The organism is Arenibacter amylolyticus (assembly GCF_002150785.1).
GTDB lineage: Bacteria > Bacteroidota > Bacteroidia > Flavobacteriales > Flavobacteriaceae > Arenibacter > Arenibacter amylolyticus.
In genome coordinates this window covers 24,477-40,836 of the sequence record NZ_MTAZ01000046.1, presented here as the reverse complement: position 1 = coordinate 40,836, position 16,360 = coordinate 24,477, and the positions used below count along the sequence as shown (strand labels likewise).

Genomic DNA, 16,360 nt, shown 5'->3' with positions numbered 1-16,360 from the left:
TAGTTTTAGAACTTCCTGAAATCGTTTAGGACAGTATTGTTTTTGCAACATAAAAAAATCTCTCGGCTATCCTTTGATTGTCGAGAGATTTTTTTCATTAATATAATAAGTAGAATGGTTTAGTCAATTGCCGTATTGGCCTGAATTTCTGATAGAGGTATAGGAAAATAACTATGTGTGGTAGCATCAAATCCACTTCTTCCAGCAGTATTCATAGCAGCATCCAACATTCCCCAACGACGTAAATCAAAGAAGCGGGTAGATTCCAAGGTCAGTTCCATGGTACGCTCATGGATTATTTGTGCCTTTACATCAGATTTTGAGGACACTGTAATTGGAGGCATATTTCCGTGCACCCTTCTTACCTCATTAATAAGACTGATGGCCAAAGGCGTATTATCGGTTTCGTTAAGCGCTTCCGCATACATCAACAAAACATCTGCATAACGCATCAACACCACATTTACGCCAACATAACTATTGTTCCAAACATAATTTGGCAACCACTTTCTAAAATAGGCTTTGTTATCACGGGTGTCGCCATAGGTTTCGTTCATTAGAACGTCCCAAGTGCTACCTTGCATTTCGTTGGTATTGGGGTCGTTATAAAATGGATCTTTAAAATAAAGGGTGCCATAAAGTCTGTTGTCGTACAGTCCGTTACTGGCTATCTGACCTTCTTTTTTCATGACATCTACCAATTGGGGGTTGGCTTCTATGCCTCCCCATCCGCCTATGGACCAATCGCCCACAAAGGCATGAAGTCTGGTGGCGTTCCATGAAGTAGCATCCCCCGATTTAAATTGAAGTTCGAAAATAGATTCTTGGTTATTTTCATTTTCGCCATTAAAAAGGCTAAGGAAATCTGGCTCCAAAGCATATACTTGACTATCTACGACCGCCTTAAATGCATCTGCGGCATTTTTGTAGTCCGTAGTTTCCGCAGAGCTGGCATCACCGGCCTTATGTAAATAGGCCTTTCCTAGATAGGCTAAGGCCGCTCCTTTGGTAGCTCTGCCCAAATCAGTATCCGCCACTGTGACCGGTAACATCTCGGATGCCGCCTTAAAGTCGGTAATTATAGCTTCCCAAGCCTCGGGACGGCTAGATAATGGCTTGTCTAATGTCTCTGGTGAGATGATTTCGTTTCGGATTATGATTTGTTCATAAAGGCTAAGCAATTTAAAATGATAGTAAGCCCTTAAAAAGGTAGCTTCTCCAATGATTTGTTTCTTTTCATCATCGGAAATCTGATCCGATGTCATTTCCCCTACTTTGGTAATCACCTGATTGGCAAAATTAAGCCCCTTGTAATTAGTGCCCCAGAGGACGTCCAAAAAGATGTGACCATTGGTATAGTTGAAATTAAAGATAGACATCCAATGAGCGTAATTGCTGGCATCGGGCCCCGGTAAGGCGTAATCAGATCTGAAATATTCCACTACTGGTCTACCTTCTTGCCAACCGTCCCAAAAATTACTTCTAGATTCAAGTTCAGAATAGGCTGCGGTTAGCCCAGATAGGGCATCCTCAGCATTTCTCCAAAAGTTTTCGGAAGTTAATTTGTCCGGTGAGGTCTCAACCAGAAACTCGTCGTCGTTACAGGATACCATGGCTACCAATAAAAAGGTTGCTATGAATATTTTATATAGATTTTTCATTGTATGAATATTTTTATTGATAATTAAAATTGAAGTTGTAGACCCAAAATGACTGATTTGTATTTTGGATACAAATTGATGTCGATACCCCTGGAAAGGATACTTCCACCTACCTCAGGATCCAAACCGTCATACTTGGTAAAAGTGAGCAGGTTCTGCCCAGTAGCATATAATCTTAACCTATTGATAAATGTATTATCTATTAGGGATTCTGGGAATGAATATCCCAATTGAATGGTTTTTAGACGCAGGTAATCTCCATCCTGTAAAAACCTGGTGGAGGCGCGGTTATTCTGATTGGGATCACCCAATACCGCCCTGGGCATATCGGTATTGGTATTGCTTGGGGTCCAAGAATTTAAGGTGGCGGTTCTAAAGTTTCTACCGGTATCCATACTTAATAATCTAAAATCGTTTCCGTTATAGATTTTATTTCCGCCAACCCCTTGGAAGAATACGTTAAAATCAAATCCTTTATAATTTGCTGATAAATTTAAACTGTACTCGTACTTGGGAATTGCTGTCCCCTGATAGGTTTCGTCCTCCGAATTGATAATGCCATCACCATTTTGATCGATAAATCTGATATCGCCGGGGGCAGCATCGGGCTGTATTAAATTGCCTGCTACACTATGGGCGTCCACTTCGGCCTGATTTTGAAAAATCCCATCCGCTACCGGTAAAAAGTAAGCCCCAGGTTCATGGTTGATCCTTGTTTGGTTTACAAAATGATCCGATCCAAATAAGAGGCCGGTACCGAATAATACCTGATTTTCATTACTCAATTTAGTTACCTCACTGTTGATTGTAGTGAAGGTAGAAAATAGGGAATATTGAAAGTCGTTGTCCTTATTGGTATAACCCAATTCAATCTCTATCCCTTTATTCTGAAACTCCCCTACGTTTACTACAGGGTTATTGATTCCGGCAGAAGGCGAAACCTCCTTGATAATCAATAAATCTTCTGTTGTACTATTATAGTAGTTGATAGCTCCAGTTAATTTATTGCCTAGGGCGGCAAAATCCAATCCGAAATTAGAGGAGGTATTGGTTTCCCATTGTAAGTTATCATTCTGCAACGATCTTGCAATACTACCTAGACTGGAGTTTTGGGGGTTGCCAAATACGTATCCTCCATCGTTTTGACTCTTACCCTGAGAGATTAAGGCAACATAGTCATAATACCCCAATGCACTGTCGTTACCTGCCTGTCCCCAACTATAGCGTAGCTTTAGAAAATTAAATAGCTCCTGATCTTTCATAAATTCCTCATCGGTGATTTTCCACCCTAGGGCATAGGAAGGGAACACTCCGTACTTATTGTTTTTTCCAAATTTAGAACTACCGTCCCTACGGACACTGGCCTGAAATAAATATTTATTATCGTAGGTGTAGTTCACTCGACCGAATTGGGAAACCAAAGCATATTTGGCGTTGGTGCCGTTCGCCGAATAGGTACCGTCGTTAAAAGCATTCAAGGTATTAAAGTTGGGGTCTAAAATAATAGCGGGAACTTTGTTGTTGTCCTCGTCCAATTTATAGCCTTCCCCTTGGGCATAGGTTTCTTTGAAAGGCTCCGAAATTCTTTGGTAACCCGCCAATAGCTGGAAGGTGTTTTTTCCGATTTCTCCCTCATAATTTAGGGTGTATTCTTGATTAAGCCTTCTAAATTCACTGTTGTACTCCGAAATAAAGGAAAATTCACGCTGCGGATCGTCTTGTACGTCCCTTACCCTAAAGGGTTGGTGAAAGTTATAGGTGTAATTTGCCAGGTTGGATAAGGAGAAATTGGAATTGAAATTTAAACCGTCTATAATTTCATAGCCAATGTTCACATTTCCTAAGAAATACTTCAGCTTTGTATATCCGTCAAAAAATTTTGCTTCTCCGACAGGGTTTCTGTGATCTGGAATATCTCCGGACCTAAAACCGTAGCCAGACTCCTTGCTACTGTCCAATACCGGTATCAATGGAGAAATAAAATAGGTTTCCCTTAGTGAAAATTTAAAGTCTTCCCTATAGGTTTCACTATAGGTTAAATTGGTTTTAATATTAAGACGCCCTTTTTTGGTGCCGATATTGGCACTGATGCCTTTTTTTGTGAATTCGGAACCCAGTAGAATGCCGGTTTCATCCGCAAAATTACCGCTTATGCTATAGTCCACAAATTCGGAGGCTCCGCTAACACGTACGTTTTGTAGGTGTAAAAGGCCATCCCTGTGGGTTTCATTAATCCAATCTGTATTGGTGGCCGGAGGATTGGTCAAGTATTGAGGTAAGGCTGCTCCCGCATTCTGGTACATTTGTGTATGGACATCAATATACCCTTGGGCGTCTAACAGGTTCATTTTTTTTCGCACAGTATTCATGCTTAGGGAAGAACCAATTTCTACTTTGGGCTTTCCGCTTTTTCCTTTTTTTGTGCTGATAATAACCACCCCGTTGGCGGCCCTAGTTCCGTAAATGGCACCGGAAGCCGCATCCTTTAAGATCTCTATTGAGGCGATGTTATTGGAATCTATAAAATAAGGATCGGCCTGAACTCCATCCACGATATATAAAGGTTGGTTATTCCCGAAACTTCCAATACCCCTAATCATGATATCCGAAGCAGATCCAGGACTTCCCGAAGATTGGGTAACGGTAACCCCGGAAACACGTCCTTGAAGGGCATCTACTGGGTTGGTGCTTACAACCTTAGTAAGTTCTTCACTTTTTACGGTACTAATGGCTCCGGTTACGTCGCTTTTCTTCTGGGTTCCGTACCCAACGACCACAATTTCATCCAAGCTCTGAGCATCCTCCTCCATGATGATGTTAATTTGGCTTTGGTTGCCTACAATCACCTCTTGGGTCATAAATCCAAGATATCTAATTACTAAAGTGGTCTGGGGATTGGGAACCTCAATACTAAAATTACCGTCAAAATCCGTCTGTACTCCAATGGTCGAATTTTCCTTAAGGGTAATAGAGGCGCCGGGTAAAGGATACCCATTACTATCCGTCACTGTTCCCGAGACAATTTGCTGTACCTCCACTTTCTTAGGAGTAAAGGGTTTCTTTTCTAAAAGGATTGCTCCATCCGAGGTGAAGTTGACATCGAAGTTTCCGAAGGACAGGCTCTTTTTCAACAAATCATTTGCCTTGATCTTCCCTTTTTTTAGAAAAATTTTAGGTGCTTGGTCAAATAAATCCGAGCGGTAGATAAAGGTGTGCTCGGTTTGGTTCTTGATGAGTTCAAAAACTTGTACAACAGATAGATGGGTGTCCGATTTGATAAGTATCTTTTCATTTTGCGCGAATGCTGTTTTAGGACCAAAACCAAAGGTAGCCATACAGCATAAGAAGATAAAAGTCTTCATAACGGTCATTAGAAGTTTTCCCTTGCCAAAAACAAGAGGTTGATTAAAATTAGTTTTCATAAATTTGATGGTTAGTTAGTTAAACATTTAATTAATTAATCCTAGGCGGATAGCGGAGTAAATTGTCCAGGTTTAAACGCTATCCCCTTTTTTAATCCCTACTGTAATACGATTGTTTTTCCTATTGTTTTAAATTTTGCTTCATTGGTGTTTTCTATAATTGTAAGTATGTTTTCTATCGCTTGCTTCTTGTTGAAGACCCCGTTGAACGGTACACCTGCAGCGTCCTTGTTTTCAATGACGAATTCTACATCGTACCAACGGGAGAGTACTTCTAAAATCTCGCTTAACGGCTTTTCCTTAAAGCTGAAGAAACCATTTTTCCATGAAATTTCGTTGTATATATCTACCTCCTTAAGGGAGATCTGATTCGTTGCACTATCTAAGTTTGCCTGCTGTCCTGGTAGTAGATTGGTAGATGCTGCACCAGTGTTTACCAAAACTTTACCTTCTACCAAGGTAGTCGCTATATTGGAGTCTTCTTTATAGGCTTTAATATTAAATTGGGTTCCTAGTACATCTACCTCTTGGTTTCCAGTGGCCACCATAAAATGCGACCCTCCATGGGCGGTACTCGGGGACACTTCAAAATAGGCTTCTCCATACAATAAGCTTACTTTTCTAGGGGAATTGGCCATGAAGTTTACGGGATACCTCAACTGTGAATCCGAATTAAGCCACACCTTGGTCCCGTCCGAAAGGACAATGAAAAATTGTCCGCCCCTTGGAATGGTCAGAACATTATAGGCTACTTTTGTATTTTCAACTTCAGATTGACCATTATAAATTAGCTGTTCCCCATTGCTATTTATGTGTGGGGCCTCATAGGTGGCTCCCTTTCCCAAGACTATTTGCTCGCCGTTATCCAACGTTAGGGTGGCTTTGTCACTTCCAATAACTATGGGGCTGATTTCGCTAGTTGTAGGGGCATCTGTTATGGGTTTTGACACTTCCTTGGTGAAAAACACGGTGGAAAGGATTAGAAGAACTACGGCCGCGGCGGCTGAATATTTCCAAAAAGCAATAGATACTCGTTTGGATTTGTTGGTAGAAGCGAGTCTATTCCAGCCTTTTTTTAAGTCTATAGTATCCGGGGATCGGACATAGTTTTCCTTGACCTTGGTAAAATAGTCCCTATGTTTTTCAGACTCCCCATACCATTCTTGGAAGCGCAGTTCTTCTTCCTTGGTCAGGGTGTTGTTTAGCTTTTTTACGATGAGCTTAAACTCCATTATTGATAATAATTTAAGAGGCGTTTTAATGATATGACAATTTAAAACGGCAAATGGGTGACAGGAAATAAAAAAAACTTTGCTTTTTTTACGGAGTAGACCTGATTCTTTTTGTCCCCCAGTTGATAGTATGTATGCGGTGCTTGCCCTGTTTTAGCACATTAGATGGTAATTGTAGATAGATTTCAGTGAGAAAAATATCTTTTAAGAACGAAAGATAAAAATCCATGAAATGATACTAAGTAATTCCCAAATCCTAATTTTTGCGCGTTTTAATTGGGTTTTTACAGTGTTGACGGATACGCCCATTTCTTCGGCGATCTCCAAATATTTATAATTGCTGATGAACCGTAATTTTACAATGGTTTGCATATTCGGGGGCAAGGATTCGATGATGCTGATAACCTTGTTGTAAATCTTAACCTTTTCTTCCTCTTCCAGTGCTTCCAAGTGGTATTCATGATCTATAACCGAGTGTAGTTCCAAAAGACCTTCTTGATCTGTAATTTTGATTGCTTTCAAATAATTTAGGCAACGATTGCGGACCATGGCGTACAAATACGAGTTTAAAGAAGATTTTAAAGCGATAGTATCCGCTTTTTCCCAGAGATAAATAAAGGTTTCTTGAACTACATCCTCACTGGCGTTTCGGTCATAAAGATATCCAAAGGCATAATGGACCAGACTTTCATATAGGTCTTCAAAAAGATTTTTATAAACAAATCTGTTCCGTTTCTGTATTTCCCTAAATATGGATATATCGTCCAATTTCTATAATGAATTTTGACAAAACTAATCAAAAGATATATACCATGATGTCCCTAGAATAAAAGGTGAAAAGAAGTTAAAAAAGTTGCAGATTCAATATTTTTTGTAATTTGGCGCTGTCCAAATAAATAGAGCAATTAAGATTACTTGGATTGCTTTCTCCTATTGTTTTAAGATAGAATTTGCATAAATTAAAAGCCTATAATTAAGATTATGGACCCTTAATGTATAATCTTATGGACACCCAGTATTCAGTATTTACTTTTTTTATTTTGACCTGGCTATTTGTTAGCTGTCAACAACATCCTACGTCAAATTGGGATCAGGGGGCAGATAATGGAAATCTTGCCTATTTTTCCAATATTTTGGATTTTAGAGGTACCCCTAAATCAAAGGATGATAGAAGCATGTTAATGTTTTCTGACCAGGGCGCTTGGTTTGCCTATAGTTTTCCGGATACCCTTGGGGCTTATGGCGGATTTTCCGGTCCCTTTCTTATGACCCAGCAAAATGGAAAGTGGATAAGCAGGTCTTTGGCCCAATTAGAAATTAGTAGAAATGATCCCGGTTCGGAATTATTGGAATTGGGAAATCATTTAAAGTCGCAAACTTCTTATGCCAGCCATCTGGAACAAGTATATGAAAATGATTCGCTAAGGATTCAGCAGGAATTGGTCTTTATGAGCGGACATACCGCTTTACAGCGTACCACAATATCCAATATCAGTAAGCATGGGCTCACCATTAATTCCCGATTTAAGGGAGGATTATTCAATTTGGGCATCACGGCAACCAAGAAAGAAAAGGGGGTGAAGCTTAGCAGTGTCCATAGTAAGGCCAATGGCTACTTACAGCTAATCAATCAAGAGGGAAATGTATTTGTACCCGATAGTATAAACTACGCTATTGGAAATGAAACGGTATACTTAAATCCGGGGGGAAGCAAACAGTTTCTTTTAGCGCAGACTTTTATTTTTCCCGAATATTCATGGAAGAAGGAAAAAGCGATTATAAGGAATATTAAGTTCGATTCGGTTTTGGAGGCAAGAAAAGCAGAAAAGGAAAACATGCTTACTGCCTTAATTCAGAAGAGCAGGGATAATTTTAAAGCGGATAAATATGCCGAGGTGTTGGCCAAAGCCCAAATGACACTTCAAAATAATTGGCGCATCCCGGCAGGGGAGTTAAAGCATCAAGGCTTGTTTCCAAGTTATCACTACGAATGGTTTCATGGCTTTTGGTCTTGGGACTCATGGAAACATGCGGTGGGACTTTCAGCTTACGATGGTAATTTGGCAAAGGATCAGATTAGGGCCATGTTCCATTTTCAAAGTGAAGACGGATTTATCGTAGATTGTGTTTATAGGGATACTACCATTGAGCCCCATAACTACAGGGATACCAAGCCCCCATTGGCAGCTTGGGCAGTTACCAAGGTATTGGAAAAAGACAAGGACCTGGCTTTTTTAAAGGAAATGTACCCCAAACTGCTAAAATACCACCAGTGGTGGTACGCCAAACGCGACCATGACCAGGACGGGCTATGTGAATATGGATCTACGGACGGGACCGTATTGGCCGCAAAATGGGAAAGTGGCATGGACAATGCAATCCGTTTTGATCATTCCAAAATCCTAAAAAATTCGGAAGGAGCCTATTCCTTAAACCAAGAAAGCGTAGATTTAAATGCCTATTTGTATGCCGAAAAATTATACTTGGCCAATATGGCAAAGACATTGGGAAAAAACGAAGATGTTGATCGGCTGACTATGGAGGCCGCCCTATTAAAAGAAAAAGTACAAACCCAATTCTTCGATAGAGAAGATGGATGGTTTTATGATACCAATTTAGAAGGTACTAGCTTTGTTAAAGGTGCAGGAAGTGAGGGTTGGACGGCCCTTTGGGCTAATGCGGCAACTCCTGAGCAGGCTGTTGCAATAAAGGATAAGATGATGGATCCCAACAAGTTTTTCACTAGGGTGCCCTTTCAGACCATGGCCAAGGACCATCCTAAGTTTGATCCTATGAACGGCTATTGGAGAGGACCAAATTGGTTGGATCAGGCCTATTTTGGAATTAAAGGGTTACGAAATTATGGGTTTAACAAAGAGGCTGATCTGGCTACGATACAACTTTTGGAGGGGGCGCTGGGTGTACTTGGAAAAGGAACTCCTATTCATGAGAATTACCACCCCCTTACAGGGGAAGGTCTATATGCTAAAAATTTTAGCTGGAGTGCTGCCCACCTTATCATGATGCTAACTAAGGAATAAGTCCATATAATGGATTACCTATAAAAAATGTGTTTAATGGATTACAATAACTTACACATCAGTACGGAAAAGGCAGAAAGAATAGCCCGGGATCTTTTTAAAATTGAAGGCAAGGCAAAACCCTTGCCCGGGGAAATCGATTTTAACTTTAAGATCGATGCCAAGAACGGGAAATCCTATATCCTAAAAGTATCCCGTCCTGGGGAAGATGAGGATTATCTGGATTTTCAACAGCATTTGTTGCAGTATGTGGAAGAAAATGGGAAGGAGTTGGTATCCCCTAAGGTCTTTCCCGATGTGGCTGGGAACCTTATTTCGGAAATAAAAGACGATTTTGGGCAGCTGCGGAAAGTGCGACTCCTGTCTTGGATTTCTGGACGGGTATGGAGCGGGGTAAATCCGCAATTGGACGAGCTACGGTTTGGTCTTGGGGTACATTGTGGGAAACTTACCCAAGCCTTGCAGGGGTTTAATCATTCCAAAGCCCATAGGGAATTTGAGTGGGACGTGGCCCAAGGCCAATGGACTACAGAGCATCAACACCTTTTTAAAGACCAAGAAAAGGAAATCGTCTCCTTTTACCAGCGGTTATTTCTACAGGAACAGCCAACTTACTCCAAGCTCAGAAAAAGCGTAGTGCACAACGATGCCAATGATAACAACGTAATAGTTTCCGAGGATTTGTTGAATCCTAAGGTGATTTCTGCCATCGATTTTGGGGATGCTGTTTACACACAAATCATTAACGATCTTGCCATTGCCTGTGCCTATGCTATTATGGGACATGAGGATCCCTTAGAGGCGGCCCTACCCATTGTAAAAGGCTATCACCAGACCTTTCCCCTGCAGCAAGAGGAACTCAAGCATTTATATATGGCCATTGGGATGCGACTGACGATATCGGTGACCAAAAGCGCCATCAATAAAATAGCGGAGCCAGATAATACCTACCTGCTAATCAGTGAGAAACCGGCTTGGGAAGTCCTTAAAAAATGGCGAGAAATAAATGCCGATTTTGCCCATTTTAGCTTTAGGGAGGTCTGTGGGTTTAGCGCGCATCCCAATGAAGAACCATTTGTAGCATGGTGTGAAAAAAATACTTTTTCTTTAAAAAATATGTTTCCCAACATCGGCAGGGATCAGGTTTTTGACCTAGATCTTAGCGTTTCTAGTAAGTGGTTGGGTCATGAGAAGGATTTTAACGACCTAGACTTCTTTCAGTATAAAATCAATAAATTACAAGGGGAACACCTTACTAAAATTTTAGCAGGGGGCTACCTAGAGCCGCGTCCCATTTACACTACTGCATCCTATGAGAAAAAAGGCAACAAGGGTCGTGAGAGTCGCTCTATACATTTAGGGGTAGATTTCTGGTTGCCTGCAGACACGCCGGTACATGCGTTATTGGATGGTGAGGTAGTGGTGGCGGTGAATGACGCCGGCGATAAGGAATACGGGGGATTGGTAATATTAAAACACCAGGTAGCGGGAATTGAGTTTTACTCCCTGTATGGGCATCTCTCCGTGGAAAGTGCCACTTCCCATAAAAAGGGGGAGTTTATTGCTGGCGGACAATTAATTGGTGTATTGGGTGAGGGGCAAGAAAACGGGAACTGGGTGCCCCACCTTCATTTTCAATTGATGCTTTCCCTCTTAGACTATACGGTAGATTTCCCTGGAGTAACCTATGTGAGTCAGCGTTCCGTATGGGCCAGTATTTGTCCAGATCCCAACCTATTATTCAAGTTGGATGCCTTGGAAGCAAGGAAAGAGCTTGCCAACGCAGATATCGTAGCCTATAGAAAGGAACATCTGGGGAAGAGTTTAAGCTTGCAATATAAAGAGCCAATTAAAATGGTACGTGGTGCGGGTCCTTATTTAATGGATCAGTATGGAAGAAAATATCTGGATACCGTAAACAATGTAGCCCATGTAGGGCACGAGCACCCAGCAGTAGTTACGGCAGGGCAAGAGCAGATGGCACTTATAAATACCAATAGTCGCTATTTACATGAAAATATCAATGCATTGGCCCAAGAGCTATTGAAAACTCTGCCGCCAGAATTAAGTGTCCTTCATTTTGTAAATTCGGGCAGTGAGGCTAATGAATTGGCTATCCGTATGGTGAAAGCCGCTACGGGACAACGGGATATTATAGCTTCCGAAGTGGGCTATCATGGTAACTCTAATATGTGTATCGATATCAGCTCCTATAAATTTGATGGAAAAGGGGGACAGGGAGCCCCAGAACATACCCATATTTTTCCCCTTCCCGATGCATTTAGAGGAAAATACCGAGGGAAGGACGCTGGTCCAAAATATGCCGAGGAAGTATGGAAACAACTTCAGAAAATTACTTCCAAAGGCCGGAAGGTGGGAGCTTTTATCGTAGAGCCGATTATAAGTTGTGGCGGACAGGTAGAATTACCGGCTGGATTTTTAAAAGAGGTTTACCAAATAGTGAGAGAAGCTGGCGGACTCTGTATTTCCGATGAGGTGCAAGTGGGCTGCGGTAGGGTGGGGAAAACTTTTTGGGGTTTTCAATTGCATGATGTTACGCCCGATATTGTGACCATTGGCAAGCCCTTGGGGAATGGTCATCCGCTTGCAGCGGTAGCCTGCACCCCAGAAGTGGCGGAGAAGTTTGCCAATGGGATGGAATACTTCAATACCTTTGGAGGTAATCCCGTATCCTGTGCCATTGGGGCTGAAGTACTAAGGGTAGTAGAACGCGAAAATCTTCAGGAACATGCCTATACTATTGGAGAGTTTTTAAAGGAAGAATTAAGAAAATTAGCGTCCGATTATCCCATCATCGGAGATGTAAGGGGACAAGGGCTCTTCTTGGGAATGGAATTGGTAAATGAACATAAAGAGCCATTAACAGAGCAGACCCAGTACCTGGCAGACAGAATGAAAGATCATGCGATCTTAATGAGTACGGATGGTCCCGATAACAATGTGCTCAAAATAAAACCCCCTTTAGTGTTTGCCAAAGAACATGCCGAGGAGCTGCTGTCCTATCTCCGTAAAATTATGGCTGAGGACTTTATGAAGGTATAAGCGTACGATGACGATGGCGTCAGACAGGAGTCTCGCTCGTCCCAAAAGCTAAGGCGAGAGCTAGTCGGTAGCAGTCGAAACCTAACAACCCCAGCGCGGATCAAGGTTTCAACCCAGTCATCCACCCTACCCATAGGTCGGTCCAACCAGCTAAATGAGGATTCTCTAATCCCAAGGCAAAGCCATGGCCGCCAGTGGGATAAATATGCATTTCTACGGCGACCATGTTTTTACGCAGCGCTTCATAGAAAAGGAGGCTATTTTCTACGGGTACTGCAGTGTCATCCGACGCGTGGACCAAAAATGTAGGAGGAGTGTCGGCCGTTACATGAAATTCGTTGGAAAAGTGATCTTTCAATTTTTGGGATGGATGCTCACCCAATAAATTCTTTCTAGATCCTCCATGGGTATTTAGGTCGCCCATACTTATCACTGGGTAGACAAGGGCCATAAAATTGGGTTGTGCACTTAGTTGGTCAATGGCATCCTGTTTCGCATAAACCACTTCATTATAATGGGTGCCCAGGGTAGAGGCCAAATGCCCACCGGCGGAAAATCCGATAATACCAATGTTTTCCGGATCAATATTCCATGCGGTTGCCTTGGAACGCACCAATCGCATAGCGCGTTGCGCATCTTGTAAGGGTACATTATGTTTATCGGTGGCCCATAGAGTGTTTGGAAGGCGATATTTTACTACTATACCAGCAATGCCTTTGGAATTTAAAAGCTTGGCAAAATCGGTTCCTTCCCAATCATAAGCCAAAATCCCATAACCTCCACCAGGGAATATAAGTACCGCCTGTCCTGTAGCAATTTTTTTTGCGGGGAGGTATACTTCTATGGTTGGCGTCTGTACTTTGGAGATTCTTATGATATCCTCCTTAATAATTTCTTCGGTAATATCAGTTGCTATGGCATTTGGAATAGTTTTCGGCCATAGCGGTAGAACGGTGTTTTGGGCAAAGTTGGTCATGGTACATAAATATGCTATAAAGAAAAATAATGCTTTCATTAGGTAACGTATAGGTTGGTAGTTTTAAAGATAGAAAATTAGGAGAAGGGAATACCTATGAATATAGGTTTAAATGATCATGGGTTTTGTGATTGGATCGTTGGGATAATAGAAATGTTATACAGGAGTTCATTATTTCTATCAATTATAAAAGTAAAATAATTGGATATGAAAATAGAACTTAAGACGCCACTTAATACTGCTATTCCATCTCAATAATTGCTAAGCTTAAGATTAAAAATTTCTGGACTAATCCAACTTGTTTGTGTAGTATCGTTTTGGAAGAAAAGGGTGATGAAAACGAATGATTTAAAAGTGAAAATGGCGAAATAAAAAGGTGAATTCCGCCATTTTCCTATCTAGTTTCTTGTTGTTAAACAAACTACTCAGTCGGAATTGTTGGCTAAGTGCCTCATTTTGAAGGACTGTTTGTTAAATAGTGATTTCGTTTTAGGACCTTATGGTCTAATCGCTATTTTTTGGCCAGGTTTCATTGAGAGGATCATAACATCGCCTTCCCATTGTATTTCCATCTTGGGTTCCGTAGTAATTTGTTGTGTGGAAAAAGGATTTTTTAACCGGAATACCCCTCCTTTTTCAGAAACAACGGACACCCATTTTACATTTCCAGATTTCAGTTTGGAGGATACCAAAAAGGCACCTTCCGCACGTAATTTGGAAAATTCCGCGTCCTTCCAATTTTTGGGAATGGCCGGGAAAATATGGACAGTTCCCGTATGGCTCTGTATCAACATTTCCTGTAATCCGGCAGCAAAAGCAAAGTTGCCTTCTAGGGTGAATGGTCGGTAGATTAAATTGGATTTACCGGTCCCGGATTGATCGCCGTTTACATGAAAACTATTGGGAAGGACAAAAGCAGTGGCAAAATCTCTCAAGGCCTTTGCCGCACCTTCTCCATCCAAGGCCCTAGCTTTTAAGTTGGCCAGCCAACTAAAAGAATATCCCACCCATTGACTTGTTCCTACTTGATCTAAATTTTCAATGGTCTTCCTTATTATTTCTTTATCCTCTTCTCCGTTGGAAACGTCTATAAGACCAAGGGGGTGAATCGCCATTAGATGCGATAAATGACGGTGCGATTCTTGGTAGGGCAAACTGGGCGCCACCATAAGGCCTTGCTCATTTACGGCAAAATCTGGCCACTCCTCTAGTGAGGCCTTCCATCGGTTGGCTTCCTCCGTTAATCCCAACTCTAGGGCCAATTCAGCGGCATGGGTATAGGTCCATCTCACTAGAGAAAGGTCAAAATTGGTGATGTCGTTAAACCAAGCCTCGCGGGTATTGTTTCGGATTTCTGGACTAGAACTCAAAGGAAGTTTTCTTTGGCCGGTTTCATCCAATTCGGATAATTCGTCAAAATGTATTGCAACGTCCCTGATCCAAGGATATGCTTCCTCTTTTAGGAAATCGCGGTCCATGGAATAACGCCAATGCAAATAAAAATGCTGCCCCAACCAGGCCCCTACGGTAGGTCCGAAGGAATACTGAATCCAACCTCCCATAGGTTCTCCCGTTAAGGTGGTTACCCCAGGTACGTTTAAGCCATTGGTGCCATAAAACTCTTTGGTGTATTTTTTGAATGTTGCCTTGTAGGTGGTCATCCAATCCAAAAATCCCTTTTGCAGGTCTAGTTGATTCCCAGTATAAGCAGGCCAATAACTTAATTGGGTATTTAGATCGTGATGGAAATCGCCCTTCCACGGGGGTAGCTTCCCATGGTCTGCCGTCCACACACTTTGTAGTGAAATAGGAGGCGCATCTTGCCTTGCCGCCGATCCAAATTTGTATAGCTCCATATACCATTGGTTCTGTAGGATGGGGTCTGGCACCTTGATAGCGGATTGTTTCCAGAAATTGTGCCACCATTTAGTGTGACTTGCCATAGCGGAGTCAATTCCTGTTGTAAGGCTGTTGGCGACTATTTGGGTTGCGGTTTCCGTAGTGTCCCCCTCATTTTGTTTGGTGCTCATGCTCCAGCTCCCCTTTAGATGGGTAGGACTCGGTTGCCATTGGGTGTGTACCTGAAACCTAAAGTCTTCCCAACCCTGCTGGTCATAAGTGATGGTATACTCTTTTTGTGTAACCCTGCCACCATCGTAATCTAACCTGCGTAAGTCTTGTCCCGTTACCGGATCCTCAGTTCCTGCCTGTTGTAAGGATACATAAGGTGGGGGAATAATGGTGGGGTCTAAATCACTATTGATGTTCTCAAATGAATACCAACCTACGGGTTCTGTAGCATGTACAAAAGTTTTTAGGACCGCTCCATTCTTCCATTTAACCTCACAGATGGCGGTAGCTAAGTTCAATTTTACATATGCTACCTCACCCAAGCCACTAATATCGAACTCTAGGGAACCCCCTGGAATTTTGGAGGGTGCCGGTAGTAGATCGTAAGGCTCGTCATAACGTTCTTGTACCTTGTGATAGGTATTGTTTTCCCACTGTTGTTTTACCCAATCGAAGCCATAATCCTTAAAGTTGAGATTTTCCATGGGACGCAAATCCCATAGGTCCGAACGGTCTAACGAAAAGCGAAGTTTTCCATTTTTTTCCCATATCAAAGCTCCTACGGTAGCATTTCCTAAGGGAATGGCCTCGTCCCAAGAAGTGGCTAATTGGTTAAACTTAAGTTCGTATTGTGGAATATGATCCAGTTTTATATGCTTTTCCTTCTTCTTGCAACTAACAAGTAAGCATAAGATAAGTAGGGAACATAGTATTTTGTGATTCATTGGGATTGGTTTGCAAACTGTGATTGCCCGGGTTATATAAGGTTTATAATTGAATTTTACAGCTTAACACTTTGATTATTAAAGCGCCCAAGATACCTAACCTGAAGGAAAAGAGCAACCCTCGGAAAAACTAAGTTTATTTTTTTTAAGGGGGAAGGAGATTTTTTATG

The 16,360-nt window shown here is 41.8% G+C and carries 8 protein-coding genes; 2 read left to right on the top strand and 6 right to left on the bottom strand.

The window, feature by feature from the left end; genetic code table 11:
- Window positions 1-119 precede the first annotated feature (119 nt).
- The 4 genes from BV214_RS14195 to BV214_RS14180 all read right to left on the bottom strand — a co-directional run bounded on the left by BV214_RS14195 (window position 120) and on the right by BV214_RS14180 (window position 7,083).
- The gene (locus BV214_RS14195; RefSeq protein WP_086478171.1) at window positions 120-1,661 is read right to left on the bottom strand and encodes a RagB/SusD family nutrient uptake outer membrane protein; all 1,542 of its coding nucleotides are present in this window, start codon (window positions 1,659-1,661) and stop codon (window positions 120-122) included.
- Window positions 1,662-1,684: 23 nt separating this feature from the next.
- Complete coding sequence (locus BV214_RS14190; protein ID WP_086478170.1) at window positions 1,685-5,083, bottom strand: SusC/RagA family TonB-linked outer membrane protein; 3,399 nt, start codon at window positions 5,081-5,083, stop codon at window positions 1,685-1,687.
- 98 nt (window positions 5,084-5,181) lie between these two features.
- Entirely contained in the window at window positions 5,182-6,315 is a 1,134-nt protein-coding gene (locus tag BV214_RS14185; protein ID WP_086478169.1) for a FecR family protein, read from the bottom strand.
- 204 nt (window positions 6,316-6,519) lie between these two features.
- Window positions 6,520-7,083, bottom strand: coding sequence for an RNA polymerase sigma factor (locus BV214_RS14180; RefSeq protein ID WP_086478168.1), 564 nt, complete (start codon window positions 7,081-7,083; stop codon window positions 6,520-6,522).
- Between the two features lie 236 nt (window positions 7,084-7,319).
- Here BV214_RS14180 and BV214_RS14175 point away from each other — a divergent pair, with 236 nt between their 5' ends.
- Together BV214_RS14175 and BV214_RS14170 are read left to right on the top strand one after the other, a co-directional pair.
- Window positions 7,320-9,356 (top strand): MGH1-like glycoside hydrolase domain-containing protein, encoded by a 2,037-nt coding sequence (locus BV214_RS14175; protein ID WP_086478174.1) that lies wholly within the window; start codon window positions 7,320-7,322, stop codon window positions 9,354-9,356.
- Between the two features lie 36 nt (window positions 9,357-9,392).
- Entirely contained in the window at window positions 9,393-12,419 is a 3,027-nt protein-coding gene (locus BV214_RS14170; protein WP_086478167.1) for an aminotransferase class III-fold pyridoxal phosphate-dependent enzyme, read from the top strand.
- Between the two features lie 100 nt (window positions 12,420-12,519).
- On the opposite strand, the gene BV214_RS14165 is transcribed toward BV214_RS14170, so the two are convergent.
- Both BV214_RS14165 and BV214_RS14160 read right to left on the bottom strand, forming a co-directional pair.
- Window positions 12,520-13,434 (bottom strand): alpha/beta hydrolase, encoded by a 915-nt coding sequence (locus BV214_RS14165; RefSeq protein WP_086478166.1) that lies wholly within the window; start codon window positions 13,432-13,434, stop codon window positions 12,520-12,522.
- A gap of 458 nt (window positions 13,435-13,892) precedes the next feature.
- Window positions 13,893-16,190 (bottom strand): glycosyl hydrolase family 95 catalytic domain-containing protein, encoded by a 2,298-nt coding sequence (locus BV214_RS14160; protein WP_086478165.1) that lies wholly within the window; start codon window positions 16,188-16,190, stop codon window positions 13,893-13,895.
- Window positions 16,191-16,360: the final 170 nt, after the last annotated feature.

Excerpts from the sequence above, each read along its gene's own strand:
- BV214_RS14195 (WP_086478171.1), bottom strand. The coding sequence starts at position 1,661 with ATGAAAAATCTATATAAAATATTCATAGCAACCTTTTTATTGGTAGCC.
- BV214_RS14190 (WP_086478170.1), bottom strand. The coding sequence starts at position 5,083 with ATGAAAACTAATTTTAATCAACCTCTTGTTTTTGGCAAGGGAAAACTT.
- BV214_RS14185 (WP_086478169.1), bottom strand. The coding sequence starts at position 6,315 with ATGGAGTTTAAGCTCATCGTAAAAAAGCTAAACAACACCCTGACCAAG.
- BV214_RS14175 (WP_086478174.1), top strand. The coding sequence starts at position 7,320 with ATGGACACCCAGTATTCAGTATTTACTTTTTTTATTTTGACCTGGCTA.
- BV214_RS14170 (WP_086478167.1), top strand. The coding sequence starts at position 9,393 with ATGGATTACAATAACTTACACATCAGTACGGAAAAGGCAGAAAGAATA.
- BV214_RS14165 (WP_086478166.1), bottom strand. The coding sequence starts at position 13,434 with ATGAAAGCATTATTTTTCTTTATAGCATATTTATGTACCATGACCAAC.
- BV214_RS14160 (WP_086478165.1), bottom strand. The coding sequence starts at position 16,190 with ATGAATCACAAAATACTATGTTCCCTACTTATCTTATGCTTACTTGTT.